Origin of the sequence: Delftia sp. JD2, from assembly GCF_001682645.1 — a bacterium.
GTDB classification, from domain to species: domain Bacteria; phylum Pseudomonadota; class Gammaproteobacteria; order Burkholderiales; family Burkholderiaceae_C; genus Comamonas; species Comamonas acidovorans.
Window position 1 is genome coordinate 48755 of record NZ_LFJT01000006.1, and the last position, 14759, is coordinate 63513.

The 14759-nt window shown below is 69.9% G+C and carries 14 protein-coding genes; 7 read left to right on the forward strand and 7 right to left on the reverse strand.

What is annotated here, in order from left to right; all coding sequences use genetic code 11:
* Positions 1–2: 2 nt before the first annotated feature.
* From ACM14_RS05010 to ACM14_RS05025, 4 genes are read right to left on the reverse strand one after another with little or no spacing between them, the layout of a single operon-like run.
* On the reverse strand, positions 3–1214 hold the full coding sequence (locus tag ACM14_RS05010; RefSeq protein WP_065345521.1) for a cytochrome c: 1212 nt from the start codon (positions 1212–1214) through the stop codon (positions 3–5).
* A gap of 12 nt (positions 1215–1226) precedes the next feature.
* On the reverse strand, positions 1227–2048 hold the full coding sequence (locus ACM14_RS05015; protein WP_065345522.1) for an ABC transporter ATP-binding protein: 822 nt from the start codon (positions 2046–2048) through the stop codon (positions 1227–1229).
* Complete coding sequence (locus ACM14_RS05020; protein ID WP_065345523.1) at positions 2042–3088, reverse strand: ABC transporter permease; 1047 nt, start codon at positions 3086–3088, stop codon at positions 2042–2044. Before ACM14_RS05020 ends, ACM14_RS05015 begins: the two co-directional genes overlap by 7 nt.
* Positions 3085–4191, reverse strand: a complete 1107-nt coding sequence (locus ACM14_RS05025; protein WP_065345524.1) for an ABC transporter substrate-binding protein — start codon at positions 4189–4191, stop codon at positions 3085–3087. The genes ACM14_RS05020 and ACM14_RS05025 overlap by 4 nt, the downstream gene beginning before the upstream one ends.
* A gap of 218 nt (positions 4192–4409) precedes the next feature.
* Between ACM14_RS05025 and ACM14_RS05030 the strand changes: the two genes are divergently transcribed.
* From ACM14_RS05030 to ACM14_RS05060, 7 genes are all read left to right on the forward strand, one after another.
* The gene (locus ACM14_RS05030) at positions 4410–5825 is read left to right on the forward strand and encodes an O-acetylhomoserine aminocarboxypropyltransferase/cysteine synthase family protein (RefSeq protein WP_065345525.1); all 1416 of its coding nucleotides are present in this window, start codon (positions 4410–4412) and stop codon (positions 5823–5825) included.
* Between the two features lie 35 nt (positions 5826–5860).
* Positions 5861–6964 carry an isopenicillin N synthase family oxygenase gene (locus ACM14_RS05035; RefSeq protein ID WP_047326487.1) on the forward strand — a complete coding sequence of 368 codons (1104 nt, stop codon included), beginning with the start codon at positions 5861–5863 and terminating at the stop codon, positions 6962–6964.
* A 47-nt stretch (positions 6965–7011) separates the two neighbouring features.
* Positions 7012–7824, forward strand: a complete 813-nt coding sequence (locus ACM14_RS05040) for a MetQ/NlpA family ABC transporter substrate-binding protein (RefSeq protein ID WP_063328302.1) — start codon at positions 7012–7014, stop codon at positions 7822–7824.
* Between the two features lie 13 nt (positions 7825–7837).
* Positions 7838–8998 (forward strand): methionine ABC transporter ATP-binding protein, encoded by a 1161-nt coding sequence (locus ACM14_RS05045; protein WP_065345526.1) that lies wholly within the window; start codon positions 7838–7840, stop codon positions 8996–8998.
* Positions 8976–9641, forward strand: coding sequence for a methionine ABC transporter permease (locus tag ACM14_RS05050; RefSeq protein WP_013800725.1), 666 nt, complete (start codon positions 8976–8978; stop codon positions 9639–9641). The genes ACM14_RS05045 and ACM14_RS05050 overlap by 23 nt, the downstream gene beginning before the upstream one ends.
* 111 nt (positions 9642–9752) lie before the next feature.
* Positions 9753–10241 (forward strand): VOC family protein, encoded by a 489-nt coding sequence (locus tag ACM14_RS05055; protein WP_012207409.1) that lies wholly within the window; start codon positions 9753–9755, stop codon positions 10239–10241.
* 86 nt (positions 10242–10327) lie between these two features.
* Entirely contained in the window at positions 10328–11266 is a 939-nt protein-coding gene (locus ACM14_RS05060; RefSeq protein WP_013800726.1) for a CysB family HTH-type transcriptional regulator, read from the forward strand.
* Positions 11267–11286: 20 nt separating this feature from the next.
* On the opposite strand, the gene ACM14_RS05065 is transcribed toward ACM14_RS05060, so the two are convergent.
* From ACM14_RS05065 to ACM14_RS05075, 3 genes are all read right to left on the reverse strand, one after another.
* The gene (locus tag ACM14_RS05065) at positions 11287–11778 is read right to left on the reverse strand and encodes a GNAT family N-acetyltransferase (protein ID WP_047326490.1); all 492 of its coding nucleotides are present in this window, start codon (positions 11776–11778) and stop codon (positions 11287–11289) included.
* Between the two features lie 72 nt (positions 11779–11850).
* Positions 11851–12969, reverse strand: a complete 1119-nt coding sequence (locus ACM14_RS05070) for a bifunctional nicotinamide-nucleotide adenylyltransferase/Nudix hydroxylase (RefSeq protein WP_065345583.1) — start codon at positions 12967–12969, stop codon at positions 11851–11853.
* Positions 12970–13015: 46 nt separating this feature from the next.
* On the reverse strand, positions 13016–14716 hold the full coding sequence (locus ACM14_RS05075) for an NAD+ synthase (protein WP_065345527.1): 1701 nt from the start codon (positions 14714–14716) through the stop codon (positions 13016–13018).
* Between the last annotated feature and the right edge of the window lie 43 nt (positions 14717–14759).

Sequence of the window (14759 nt, forward strand, 5' to 3'; positions counted from 1 at the left end):
CCTCAGTGCACAAACCCACCTTTGATGAACCGCACGGGCTCGGCATCCATGCGAGCGATCAGGGCCCCGAGGCCATCGGACGGGCCGGCGGTTGCCGCAGCGGCCGTCGTCGCCTCGACCGTCGTCCTCGCGGGCGCGTCCGTGCGGCAGACCAGGTCGTCCTCCGACCAGCCCTGGGCGCCCGGACGCGATAGCGCGCGCAGCCAGCCGCTGCGGTCGCCCAGCCATTGCATGCCCTGCAGCTGCTCCGAGCCGCTGAGCAGGGCCATGGCCTGCCAGGCGCGCGGGTCGTTGACGGTGCAGTCCAGTGCGCTGGCGGTGCGGTTGCCGCCATCGGGCGACAGCTGCAGGCTGACCAGGCGCGGGTCTTCCTGCACCGGGCCGCTGCCTGCCACCACCCTCAGCCGCTGCTGGCGGCTTTGCCAGGTGCTCAGGCGGCGTGCGGGCTGGCCTGCGCACTGCACGGCCATGTCGGGAAGGCCTACGGGATAGGGCCAGTTGCCGGCGATCTGCAGCATCTGGCCTGCGGCGCGGGCCTTCATGAAGTCGATCAGGGCCCAGGCGTCGTCGCTGGACAGCCGGTCGGCCTGGCCGTGTGTCCGTGCGCCGTCGCCAGACTTCACGGGGCGGCGGTCATGAAGAATGGCCCAGAGCAATTCCCCATCGGCGCGGCGCCACAGCAGCGGGCTGGTGAAGTTGGGGGGCCAGACCGGCTGGCTGGCGGCCAGCGGGCCGTGGCCCCGGCCATCGGCACCGTGGCAGGCCGTGCAGTGCTGGGCATAGACCGCGCTGCCGCGCGCAATGCTCTCCACGCTGAAGCCCGTGGGCGAGGCATGGAAGCTGGTGGCATGCGCGGGCACCAGGATCAGGTCGGCACGCGGCCAGGGGGCCAGCAGCAGGGAGAGCGCGGCCAGCGCGGTCAGCACCAGGGCCGGCAAGCGGATGCGGCGCAGAACCAGGACCAGCGCCAGGGCCAGCACCAGCAAAACGATGGCGGTGGCCACGGCCGCCAGCGACCACAGCAGGCTCCGGGCCTGGCCCAGGTCGATCAGCAGGTTTTCGCCGGACAGGCGCAGGGCCCAGGGCCAGACGGGCTGGCCGTCCACCGTGCCGGCCAGGCCCAGGCCGTGCAGCAGCTGCAGCAGGCCGACCTGGGCCTGCTGCATGGCGCCGATCAAGGGGTTGAGCCAGTCGGGGGAGTCGCTGCGTTGCATCGGAGGCGGGCGCTACCAGGTCTGGTCCAGGCCCAGGTGGCGCAGGGCCTCGTGGCGCAGCTCGGACAGGCGGGCGTGGCCGCGCTGGCGCGGGTAGGGCAGGTCCACATCGATCTCGGCCACGATGCGGGCGGGCCGCTGGCTGAAGACCAGCACGCGGTGGGCCAGGAAGAGGGCCTCTTCCACATCGTGGGTGACCAGCAGCACGGAAAAGCCTGCGCGCTGCCAGATCTTGAGGATCTCGCTTTGCATGGCCAGCCGTGTCAGCGAGTCGAGCTTGCCCAGCGGCTCGTCCAGGATCAGCAGACGCGGGTCGTTGACCAGGGCGCGCGCCAGGGCCGCGCGCTGGGCCATGCCGCCCGACAGCTGGTGGGGATGGCTGTCCGCGAAATCCTCCAGCCCCACCAGGCGCAGGGCCTCGTCGATGCGGTGGGCCTGGCTGTCCAGCAGGCCGCGTGCCTGCAGGCCCAGGGCCACGTTGCCGCGCACCGTGCGCCAGGGAAACAGCGTGGGGTCCTGGAAGACGACGATGCGCGAGGGATCGGGCTCGGTGATGGCCGTGCCGTCCTGCGCCACGGCGCCGGCCGTGGGCGCGTCCAGCCCGGCCACCAGGCGCAGCAGCGTGGACTTGCCGCAGCCGCTGGGGCCCAGCAGGGCCACGAACTCGCCAGGCCGCACCTGCAGGCTGACCTCGTCGAGCACCTGCAGCGCGCCCTCCCCCTGGCCGAACCAGTGGCTGACGGCCTGCACATCGATGGCCGCGCCGGCTAGGGCCGCCCCTGCGATGGCGGGCGTGGCTGCGGCGTTGGCGGCGTGTTCTGCGGCAATCACCATTTGACGGTTCCCTTCTGCCACGACAGCGTGCGGTCGCGCACGGTGAACAGCAGCGTGATCAGGCCCGAGCACAGCACGGCCATGACCAGCAGCGCCGTGTACATGTTGGCGTAGGCTGCCCAGCCCTGGGCCCACTGCAGATACCAGCCCAGGCCGGCCTTCACGCCCATCATCTCGGCCGTGATCAGCACTGAGAACGAGGCGCCCAGCCCCATGAACAGGCCCACGAAGACCTGGGGCAGGGCGGCCGGGATGGCCACGCGCAGCACCAGGAACCAGGGCGATGCGCCCAGCGTGCGCGCCACGTCGTAGTAGCTCTTGCTGACCGATGCCACGCCCGACCAGGTCAGCACGGCCACCGGAAAGAACGTGGCCAGCGCCACCAGGAACACGGCTGCCGAGTAGCTGGACGGCGCGAAGAAAAAGGCCAGCGGCAGCAGGGCCGAGGCCGGCACCGGCCCCAGGAAGCGCAGCAGCGGATGCACCCAGTAGCCCGCGATGCGCGACCAGCCTATCCACACGCCCGTGAGAAACCCGATCACCGCGCCGAACACGATGCCGTTGAGCAGCAGCCGCAGCGAATACAGCGTGGACAGGCCCAGGCGCTGCCAGTCCTCGTGCACCACGTCGATCAGGCTTTGCGGCGGTGCGAAGAACGGCGGCGGCAGCGCGCCGAGCTTGGCCGTCAGCGTCTCCCACAGCGCCAGCAGCAGCGGCGCGGCCACCAGCCAGGCACCGGCCGGGCGCAGCCACCGATCAACCCGCCGTACGTGCCGTACAGGCAGCGCAGCCGATGCCAGCAGCAAAAGGGCCACGACCAGGGCGGCAATGCCGAACTCCTGCGTGAATGCCCATTCGCTGAAGCCGATCTCCTTGTTGGGCCACAGCAGGGTCAGCATGCCCAGGCCGGCCCAGGCGGCGGCGGCCAGCAGGCCGGTGCGCCAGGGGCCTGCCTTGCGCGTGCCCTGCGCCTGTTCCCGTTCCAGGCCGGGTGCGGCATCCGTGGCGCCCAGGCGCCAGCGTGGTCTTGCGGTGCTCATGCGAGGACGTCCAGCGTGATGTGGCTGGCAAAGCGGCCAGGGTCGGTCTGCTTCTTGAGCACGCCGGCCGTGCGGAAGTCGGCCGCAAAGGCCTGGACCTCGTCGCGCAGCGGCTTGCCGTGCGGATGGTGCTTGAAGGTCAGCTCGGCCAGCAGGCGCTGCAGGTCCTCGACAGGCACCTTGGGCGAGTACTTGGCAAAGATCTTCGCCGTTTCGTTGGGGTTCTCGGCGATGTAGTCCGAGGCCTGGGTCAGCGCGCGCACCACGCTGGCCGCAGCGGGCTTGTTGGCCCGGGCGAACTTTGCGCCTGCGCCGATCACGCAGCAAATGCTTTCGGCGTACTCGTTCTTGGCGCTGTTGCCCAGTTCGAGGAAGGTGCCGGGGTTGCGTTTCTCGATCAGGTAGAGATTCGGGTCGCCGTCGGCAATGGCCTGGATCTCGCCCTTCTTGGCGGCCACATCCAGCAGGTCGGCCGGGTAGACGCGCCATTCGATGTCCTTGTCCACATCCAGGCCGCGCTTGGCCAGGTGGATGGAATAGAACTGCTTGGCCGGGCTGTTGAGATCGGCCACGCCGATGGTCTTGCCCTTGAGCGTGCTGGGGTCCAGCGTGACGCCGGCCGACTTCAGGCCCACCAGGCGCAGGCAGCCGCCGTGCACGCTGCCGATGAGCTTGACATCCAGCCCCGCCTCCAGCGGCTTGATCCAGCGGTGGATCAGGCCCGCGCCTGCATCGGCCTTGCCCGTGGCCAGCGCCTCCAGCAACTGGTCGGCCGAGCCGCCCCAGTTCAGCAGTTCCACGTCCAGGCCGTTGCGCTCGAAGAAGCCGCGCTCCAGCGCCACGGGAATGGGCGAATGGCAGAAGCTGGCCTGGCTCCAGGCAAAGGTGATCTTCTGGCGCGGCTGCGCCCCGGCGCGGCCGCTGAACCAGGCGGCCGAGCCCAGCGCGCCGGCTACGGCGCCGGCGCGGATCAGGGTGCGGCGCGAGAGCGAGGGCTCGGTCGCCTCGGGAGCATCGAGCGCCCCGAAAGCACCGCAATCTGCGCCATGGGCGCAGCGGCTGTCCTGGGTCCTGTCGATCTCGGTCTGGGTCTTGCGGGTCATGGAACTCCCTCCAAAGCAGTTTCGGGACTGCCGATGCTGTCCGCTGAGTGCCGTGTTTCCAACGACGCAAAACGCGCATCCATATGTGCGTGGCAACTAGGAAGGGCGCGGCCCGGCGACATGCGCAAACCGAATAAGCGAACGCGTTTTTCTTCGTAGTGCGCAGGGCGCGGGCTTCGAATAATGGGCTGCATCGACCACTCATACGGAGTCCATGCATGACCTCAGCGACCGGCAACGAGTCCGCCCCGCACGACGCAGCCAGCGATGCGCTGTGGCAGCAGGACACCCAGGCCCTGCACGCAGGCTACCGGGGGCGAGAGCAGCAGCGCAGCGCGGCCGTGCCCATCTACCAGAGCACCTCCTTCGTGTTCGACAGCGCCCAGCACGGCGCCAACCTGTTCGGCCTGGTGGAGGAGGGCGATGTGTACTCGCGCACGGCCAACCCCACGCTGGCGGTGCTGGAGCAGCGCATTGCGGCTCTCGAAGGCGGCGTGGCCGCGCTGGCCCTGGCCTCGGGCATGGCCGCCATCGATGTGGCGCTGGCCACGCTGGCCAGTGCGGGCGACCATGTGGTCGTGGCCTCGCAGCTGTATGGCGGCACGCACAACTTCATCGCCCATGTGCTGGCCTCGCGCGGCGTGCAGAGCACGGCCGTGGCCAAGGATGATTTCCAGGCGTTGCGCCGGGCGATAGGGCCGCGCACCAAGGCCGTGTTCGTGGAGTCCGTGGGCAATCCATCGGGCGGCATTGCCGACCTGCGCCAGCTGGCCGATATCAGCCATGCGGCGGGCGTGGCGCTGGTGGTGGACAACACCGTGGCTTCGCCGCTGCTGCTGCGGCCCTTCGACTGGGGCGCCGACATCGTCGTGCACTCGGCCACCAAGGCCATCGGCGGACACGGCAATGTGCTGGGCGGGCTGATCGTGGACAGCGGCCGCTTCGACTGGGTGGCGCACGCGGGGCGCTACCCGCAGTTCAGCGCGCCCGAGCCGGCCTACCAGGGCTTTGTCTTCACCGAGAAATTTCCCGACCGCGCCTTCATCGCGCGGGCCCGTGCCGTGCTGCTGCGCAACTGCGGCGCGGCGCTGGCGCCGCACAGCGCCTTCCTGCTGCTGCAGGGCCTGGAGACGCTGGGCCTGCGCCAGGAGCGCGCCAGCCGCAACACGCTGGCCGTGATCGATTTCCTGCAGGCTCATCCTCTGGTGGAGCGCATACACCACGCCAGCCAGAGCGGCCACGCCGACCACGCGCTGGCCCTGCGCCAGCTGCGCGGCGGGCATGTGCCGGCGCTGCTGGGCTTCGAGCTGCGCGGCGGCCGGCCGGCGGCGCGCGCCTTCTATGACGCGCTGCGCCTGTTCCTGCGCCTGGTCAACATCGGCGACAGCAAGTCGCTGGCCGCCATTCCTGCCGAGACCACGCACAGCCTGCTCAGCGACGAGGAGCTGGCGCGCGTGGGCATTGCGCCCGGGCTGGTGCGCCTGTCCATCGGCATAGAGCATCCGCAGGACCTGCTGGCCGACCTGGCGCAGGCGCTGGAGCAGGCGCAGGGCCATGCGGTGTTGGCTGCCGATCGCGAACAAGACCGCGAACAAAACCGCGAGCAAGACCGCGATCAGCGCCTGGCGGCCTGAGCGCCCCTTCCTTCCCACTTTCCTGGCAGCACAGCATGAGCACCTTGACAGCATCCACTCTCGACGCGCCCGCCGCCACAGCGGCAACCCCGGCCCTGCCCGTCATCGATCTGCAGGCCCTGCGCGACCCGGCCACGCAGGCCCAGGCGCTGCGCCAGCTGGCGCGCACGGCGCGCGACACCGGCTTCTTCTACCTGGAAGGGCACGGCATAGGCCGGGACGCATGGCAGGGCATACAGCGGCGCGCGCGCGAATTCTTTGCGCAGCCGCTGGCCGACAAGCAGGCGCTGGCCATTGCCAACACGCGGCACTTCCGGGGCTATACGGCCGTGGGCATGGAGATCACGCGCCAGCGGCCCGACCAGCGCGAGCAGATCGACCTGGGCGAGGAGTCGCCCGAGATTCCCGCAGGCCCCGGCGTGCCGGACTGGAAGGGGCTGCAAGGCCCCAACCAGTGGCCGCAGGCCTTGCCCGGGTTCCGTGAGGAGGTGCTGGCCTGGCAGGCGGCAGCGCATGGTGTGGCGCTGGAGCTGCTGCGCCACTTCGTGGCCGCGCTGCAGCTGCCCGAGGGCGCGCTGGACGCCCTGGTCAGCGGCCTGCCTGCGCACCGCATCAAGATCATCCACTACCCGGGCAGCGAGCTGGGCGCGGCCGGCCAGGGCGTGGGCGCGCACAAGGACGGTGGCCTCCTGACCCTGCTGCTGCAGGACGAGGTGGGCGGGCTGCAGGTGGAGACGCCGGCCGGCTGGGTCGATGTGCCGCCGCGCGACGGGGCCTTCGTCATCAACATCGGCGAGATGCTGGAGCTGGCCACCAACGGCTATCTGCGCGCCAACGTGCATCGCGTGCTGGTGCCGCGCGCGGGCGTGCAGCGCTACTCCATCGCCTACTTCCTGGCGCCGCGCCTGGACCTGGGCCAGGTCCCGCTGCTGACCCTGCCGCCCGAGCTGGCCGTGCTGGCCACGGGGCCGCAGAGCGACCCGGACAACCCGCTGTTCAGCCATGTGGGCGAGAACGCGCTCAAGGGCCGCGTGCGCTCCCACCTGGATGTGGCCCAGCGTTTCTATCCCGAGCATTTCGCCCGCCTGCAGGCCCAGGCCCGCGCGGCCGGCCGTGAGTTGCACCCTGGTGCCTATTGATCGATTGCTGTTGATCGGTGCCTGTTGATTCTTGAAAGGACTGTGCGATGGACAAGCGAGTATTTCTGCGGGGACTGGCGGCGGGGGCCTCGGCGGCGGCGATGTCAGGCGCCATTCGGGCCGCGCAGGCCGGCCCGCTGCGCGTGGGCGTGCGCGGCGGCGTGGACGAGGAAATCTGGGAGGTGGTGACCCGCGTGGCGCGCGAGCAGGGGCTGCAGGTCAAGCCCGTGGTCATCAGCGGCGCGGCCAGCCCCAACGAGGCGCTGAACAACGGCGACATCGAGGCCAACTCCTTCCAGCATGTGCCGTTCCTGCGCGACCAGAACCAGCAGCGCGGCTACCGGCTGGTGGCGGCCGGCGACACCTACATCTCGCCCATCGCCTTCTATTCGAAAAAGCACAAACGCCTGGCCGACCTGCCCGCTGGCGCGCGCCTGGGCATTCCCAACGATCCCAGCAACCAGACGCGTGCGCTGGTGGTGCTGCAGGACCAGGGCATCCTGAAGCTGCGCGAGGGCTTCGACCCCTTCAAGGGCACGGCGGGACTGGCCGACATCGCCAGCTACCAGAAGAAGGTGCAGCTGGTGGAGGCGGCCTCGGTGGTGCTGGCGCGCTCGCTGGACGATCTCGATGCCTCGGCCATCGTCAACAGCTTTGCCTACCAGGCGGGGCTGATCGCCACGCGCGATGGCATTGCCGTCGAAAGGCGCGAGCGCAATCCCTACGTGAACATCATTGCCGTGCACGAGCGCGACCGCGCTGCACCCTGGGTCGCGGCCCTGCTGCGCGCCTACCAGTCCGAGCCCGTGCGCCAGTTCATCGTGAGCAGGTACCAGGGCTCGGTGCTGCCGGCCTTCTGAGGCGTGTAAGGCAATGAAGGTGGAACAGGCGGCGGCCGGCGAGCCCCATGCAATCGATGCGCTGCAGCGGCCGCACATCGTCTTCGAGGGCGTGCGCAAGTACTACCCGGGCACGGGCACGGGAAGGAGCCCGGGCGAGCCCGTGCACGCACTGCAGGCGCTGAGCTTCGAGGTGGCGCGTGCCGAGGTGTTCGGCATCATTGGCCGCAGCGGCGCCGGCAAATCCACGCTGCTGCGCACCATCAATGCGCTGGAGCGGCCCAGCAGCGGCCGCGTGCTGGTGGACGGCACCGATGTCGCCACGCTGGACGAGGACGCGCTGGTGGCGCTGCGCCGGCGCATCGGCATGATCTTCCAGCACTTCAACCTCCTGTCCTCGCGCACGGTGTACGAGAACGTGGCCCTGCCGCTGCAGGCCGCGGGCTGGCGGCCCGCGCTTGTGCGCGCGCGGGTGGACGAGCTGCTGGCCCTGGTGGGGCTGGCGGACAAGAGCGGCGCCTATCCGGCCCAGCTCTCGGGCGGGCAAAAGCAGCGCGTGGGCATTGCGCGCGCGCTGGTGCACGAGCCCGAAATCCTGCTGTGCGACGAGGCCACCTCGGCCCTGGACCCCGAGACCACGCAGTCCATCCTGGAGCTGCTGCGCGAGATCAACCGCAAGCTGCAGCTGACCATCGTGCTCATCACGCACGACATGGCCGTGATCCGCGAGGTCTGCGATCGCGTGCTGGTGCTGGACCAGGGCCGGCTGCAGGAGATCGGCGAGGTCTGGCAGCTGTTTGCGGCACCGCGCTCGGAGGCGGCGCGTGCGCTGCTGCGGCCGCTGCGGCAGGCCTTGGCGGCCGACCTGGAACTGGTGGCGGCGGCCGATGGCCCGGAGGCCGTCGCCGTGCTGGCCATCGGATGGGCCGACGGCGGCAGCCAGCAGGGCCTGCCGCTGGCGCAGCTTCAGGTGCTGGGCCCGCGTGCCCGCTTGCTGCAGGGCGGGCTGGACTGCGTGCGCGGGCGTTCGCAGGGCCGCCTGCTGGTGGGCGTGCCGGTGCAGGATCTGCCGTCGGCACCCTCGCCGCTTTCACCGCTCTCACCCCTTTCACCGGCCGCGCTGTCTTCCCTTCAACAGGCGCTGGGCGCCGATTCACTGCAACTGCTTGGCCATGTCCCTGCCCCCGCTCGATAAATACCTGCAGGCCTTTCTGGAAACCCTGCTGATGGCGGGCGCGTCCTCGCTGATCGCCATCGTTGCCGGGCTGGCGCTGGCCATCGTGCTGCACACCACGGCGCCAGGCGGGCTCTATGCCAGGCCGCGCCTGTACCGTGGGCTGTCGGCGGCAGTGAACATCGGCCGGGCCATTCCCTTCATCATCCTGCTGGTGGCCCTGCTGCCGGTGACGCGCGCCATCGTGGGCACCACGCTGGGCACCTGGGCGGCGGTGGTGCCGCTATCGGCCAACCTGATTCCGTTCTTTGCGCGCATCGCCCAGGTGAGCCTGGGCGAAGTGGACGGCGGTCTGGTGGAGGCGGCGCGCGCCATGGGCCTGCGCCGCCCGCAGATCGTGCGCCAGGTGCTGCTGCCCGAAGCGCTGCCGGGCCTGATCGGCGGCATGACCGTGAGCGTGATCGCCATGGTCAATGCCTCGGCCATGGCGGGCGCCGTGGGGGCGGGCGGCCTGGGCGACCTGGCCATCCGCTACGGCTACGAGCGCTATGAGACGCGTGTGATGTTCGAGGTCATCGTCATCCTGGTGGCCCTGGTGTCGGTGCTGCAGTTCGGCGGCGAGTGGCTGGCGCGCCGTGCCGACCACCGGCGCTCGATCTCTTGAGATGATTTGGAAATAACAGACTGAATTTTTATTATTTTTGGTTTTTTCGACTTGTCTCGACAATGGCCTGCAGCAGCATTCGGGCTGCTGATTCTTTTCCGAGACGCTTCGATGACCCACACCACACGCCCCGCCTGGCCTTCCCCTCTTGCCGGCCGCACTGCCATGAAGCCGGGCGTGGCCATTGTCTGTGGCGTCCACCATGTCCAGCTGTCCTTCCCGGCGCGCGCCCAGGCGGCCATGGAGCGCTTTTATGGCGAAGTGCTGGGCCTGTCTGCCCTGACCGTTGCCGGGCGTCCGGGCCTGAGCTTTCTGGCCGGCGGGCAGCGCATCGATCTGGTGCCCTACAAGGGGCAGTCCGGCGGCACCGAGCGCGCGGCGGGCAACCTGGTGCACCTGGCACTGACGGTCAGCGACGTGGATGCGCTGCGCCAGCAGTTGCTGGTGCACGGCGGCCTGGCGCTGGAGGTGGCGCCCGTGAGCGAGGGCCGGCGCTGCTATGCGCGCGACCCCGCAGGCAATCTGATCGAGCTGCTGGAGCTGCCCCGCGAGGCAGCGGCCGATGCCCCGGATGAGCCGGCCGTGGCCTGTTCGGCCTGAAGCCTCTCGCCGTTCCCCTCTTCTTTCCTTCCTGCTTTTGCCTTCCACAGGCCCGGGCCGCACCGGCCCCGGGCGGAGCCTTGCCCATGAACTTCCAGCAACTGCGCTATGTGCGCGAAACCGTGCGCCGCGGCTACAGCCTGACCGAGGTGGCCCACACGCTGCACACTTCCCAGCCCGGCGTGAGCCGGCAGATCCGCGAGCTGGAGGAAGAACTGGGCGTGGAGATCTTCATCCGCGCAGGCAAGCGGCTGACCGGGCTGACGCCGCCCGGCGAGGCGCTGCTGCCCATCGTCGAGCGCCTGATGCTGGAGGCCGACAACCTGCGCCGCGTGGGCGCCGACTTCAGCGCCAGCGAGCAGGGCCGGCTGTCGATTGCCGCCACCCACTCCCAGGCCCGCTATGCGCTGCCCCATGTGGTGCGCGACTTCCGCCAGCGCTATCCGCAGGTGCGCCTGCACCTGCACCAGGGCTCGCCCGAGCAGGTGGCGCAGATGCTGCGCAGCGGCGAGGCCGACATCGGCGTGGCCACCGAGGCGCTGGCCGGCTATGAAGGCCTGGTCGCGCTGCCCTGCTACCGCTGGACGCATGGCGTGGTCGTGCCGCCCGGCCACCCGCTGCTGCAGTCGCAGCAGGCGCTGACGCTGGAGGCGCTTTCGCGCTTTCCCATCATCACCTACGAGCAGGGCTATACGGGCCGCGCCCACATCGACGAGGCCTTTGCGCGCGAGGGCCTGGAGCCCGACGTGGTGCTCACGGCCATGGACGCCGACGTGATCAAGACCTATGTGGAGCTGGACATGGGCGTGGGCATCGTCGCCTCGGTGGCGCTGGATGCCGAGCGCGACCAGGGCCTGCGCACGCTGGACGCCGGCCACCTGTTCGAGGTCAACACCACGCGGCTGGGCCTGCGCAAGGGCGCCTGGCTGCGCGGCTATGCCTATGCCTTCATCGAGACCTTCGTGCCCACGCTGACGCGCGAGGTGGTCGAGCAGGCCGTGCGCCAGGGCGTGGAGCCCGAGTAGGCAGACAAAGGGGGCCGGCCTCAGCCCGGCTCGCGCGCCATCTCCAGCAGGGTGTCGCCGGTCACGCGGTAGCGGATCCACTCGGTCTGGGGCAGGGCGCCCAGGCGGTCGTAGAACTCGATGGAGGGCAGGTTCCAGTCGAGCACGCTCCACTCGAATCGGCCGCAGTCCTTCTCGACGGCGATCTGCGCCAGGCGGCGCAGCAGCGCCGTGCCCGCGCCCAGGCCGCGCGCCTCGGGCGTGACGTAGAGGTCTTCGAGGTACAGGCCGTGGCGGCCCTGCCAGGTCGAGTAATTGAAGAAGTAGACCGCAAAGCCCACGGGCTGGTCGCCATGCAGGCAGATCAGGCCGAAGACGGCGGGGTTGTCGCTGAACAGGGTGCGCTTCACATGCTCTGGCGTGGCCAGGACTTCATGCTCGGCTTTTTCATAGACGGCGAGTTCGCGCACGAAGCGGACGATGAGCTCGGCGTCATCGGGGGTGGCGGGTCGGATCTGTAGGGTGGTAGTCATTCAAACGCGGGGGGACACGGGGAGCCCGGAAAAACGGTACTGCGGCGCAAGATGGCGCCGCAATCTCCGGTTTTAGCCGATTTTCACGCCCGTGTCCGCCAGGGGCTGTTGCACCGGAAGGGGCAGGAACTGGCGCAGGATCTGGAAGTGGTCCTCGAAGAACGCGCTTTCCATGGCGGGCAGGTCGCAGACGGCCACCCAGCGCGCCAGTGCCGCATCGTCGCCGCCCTGCACGGGCGGCAGCGAGGGCAGCACGCCCAGGTCCAGGTAGTGCACATGGGTGATGGTGCGCCCGCGCAGGCTGCGGTCGGGGTGGTCGAAGACCTGCACGGACTGCAGGGCGGCCTGCAGGTCGGCCTCGCTGAGCGTGGAGCATGTCTCCTCGCGCAACTCGCGCAGGCAGGACTGCCACAGCGTGTCGCGCGGCTCCAGGAAGCCGCCCGGCAGCGCCCACAGGCCCAGGCCCGGGGCATGGCCGCGGCGTATCAGCAGGATGTGGTCCTGTTGCGCGTCTTCGTGCGGCACACGGCAGCGCAGCAGTGCATCCACGGTCACGAAGACGGGCGGGTAGGGCGCCGCAGCCCAGGCCTGGCGGTACCGGGCCAGCATGCGCCATTCCTCGCACATCTGCGCATGGACGGGCGTGGTGGCCCATTGACGCAGGAACTGCAGGGTGGCGGGCGGCACCTGGGCGGCCAGGGCCTCGAAGTCCACGCCGGATTCGCCGAAGTAGATGTCGCGCAGCGGCGTGGCGTCGAACTGGCCCAGGCGCGGCAGGCTGATCAGCTGCCAGCGCGGAAAGCGCGCCAGGTAGCCGCTGGTCGCATCCTTGAAATGGCCGACCAGGGCCACGCTGGCGCCTTCGGGCACGCAGGACTGCACGGCCTGCTGCACGGCCTGTACCCACAGCGGCTCGTTGTAGTAGTCGCGCACGGGCACGCAGTGCAGGCGGGCCGCGTCCGCGGGCGGCAGCGCCTCGCGCAGCATCTGCGCGCGCTCCTGCCAGCTGAAGGGGTTCTTGGGATTGGGCGCCTGCCAGGCGCTGCCCAGCACGACGACGATCTGCTCGGCACGCTCCAGCGCCGCACGCAGCAGTGCCATGTGGCCGTTGTGCAGCGGCTGGAAGCGCCCGATCAGCACGGCGGTGTGCACGCGCTCGCTGGTGGCCGGGGTTTCGGTGGGGGCGTCCATGGCGGCAGTCTCTTGCATAAACAGGCTCGGTGGCTTCACTCTGGCTTCATTCGTAGTGGGCGGCAATGGGCATCTGGCGGCCCGTGCCGAAGGCGCGCGGGCGCACGCGCAGTATGGGCGGGGCCTGCCGGCGCTTGTACTCGCTGCGGAAGATCATGCGCTTGACGCGGTCAACCAGCTCGGCCCCGCCGGGCTGGCCCAGCAGCTGGGTCACAAAGCGCTCGGCCGTGCCGTATTCGGCGGTGGACAGGTGCCGGCCCTCGATGGCGTATTTGAGGATTTCGTCCAGCACCGCATAGGGCGGCAGGCTGTCCTCGTCCTTCTGGTCGGGCGCCAGCTCGGCCGAGGGCGGCTTGTCGATGATGGCCTGGGGAATCAGCTCGCGGCCCGCACTGCGGTTGATGTGGCGCGACAGCTCGAAAACCTCGGTCTTGTACAGATCGCCCAGCAGGCCCAGGCCGCCGTTGGTGTCGCCATACAGCGTGCAGTAGCCCACCGAGATCTCGGACTTGTTGCCCGTGGTCAGCAGCAGGTGGCCGAAGGCGTTGGAGTACTCCATCAGCGTGGTGCCGCGGATGCGTGCCTGCAGGTTCTCCAGCGGCAGGCCCTGCAGCGGCTGGCCGAAGCTGGCCTCGAACTGGCGCGCATAGCCGTCGACCAGCTCGCGGATCGGGTGCTCGTGCAGCGTGATGCCCAGGTTGCGGCACAGGATCACCGAGTCATCGACCGAGCCGCTCGACGAAAAGCGCGAGGGCATGGTGACGGCCACCACGTTGTCCGCGCCCAGGGCCTCGGCCGCCAGGGCCAGGGTCAGCGCGCTGTCGATGCCGCCCGAGCTGCCGACCACGGCGCGCGTGAAGCCGCAGCGGCGCGCATAGTCGCGCAGGCCCAGCACGATCTGGCGGCGGTAGAACTCCATGGTGGGCAGGCCTGCGGCCGGCACGCTCATGCAGGGCTGGCCGGCCGCGTCGAGGAAGCGCCCGTCGTCGAACTGCAGCGTGCGCAGGTCTTCGACAAAGCGCTCGGCCTCGAAGACCACGCCGCGCCCGGGCTCCACCGCGAAGGAGGCGCCGTCGAACACGATCTGGTCCTGGCCGCCGATCTGGTTCACGTAGAGGATGGGCAGGCCGTGGCGCGTGGCCGCCTGGCCGAAGATCTCGTGGCGCTGCTCGCGCTTGCCCAGGTGGCTGGGGCTGGCGTTGATGCTGACCACCAGGTCGGGCGCGGCGTCGGCCATGCGCGCGAAGGGGTTGGTGGCGTAGTCGGCACCGGCGTCGTTCCAGCCGTCCTCGCACACCAGAAAGCCCACCTGGGCCTGTCCTATGCGCAGCACCTTGGCCGCGTCGGGGCCGGGCTCGAAATGGCGGCGCTCGTCGAAGATGTTGTAGGTGGGCAGCAGCTGCTTGTCGTAGCGCAGGCGCACGGCGCCGTCCTTGAGCACCAGCAGGCTGTTGTGCAGCGGCTTGCCCGGCCCGCTGGCGCGCGTGGGCGCGCCGATGACCCAATGCAATTGCGGCCACTGGCGCGTGGCCTGCAGCAGCTGCTGCAAGCCTTGCTCCAGGCGCTCGCGAAAGGCGGGCTCGTCCAGCAGGTCGCCAGGGTAGTAGCCGCACAGCGACAGCTCGGGAAAGACCAGCAGGTCCGCCTGCGCGTTCGCGGCGCGGGCAGCGGCCTCGGCCATGCGGGCCACGTTGCCGGCGATGTCGCCGACGGTGGGGTTGAGTTGGGCAATGGTGATGCGCAGCATGAATGGAGCCTTGGAGGTGTCAGGCGGTGTCAGGCGGTGTCAG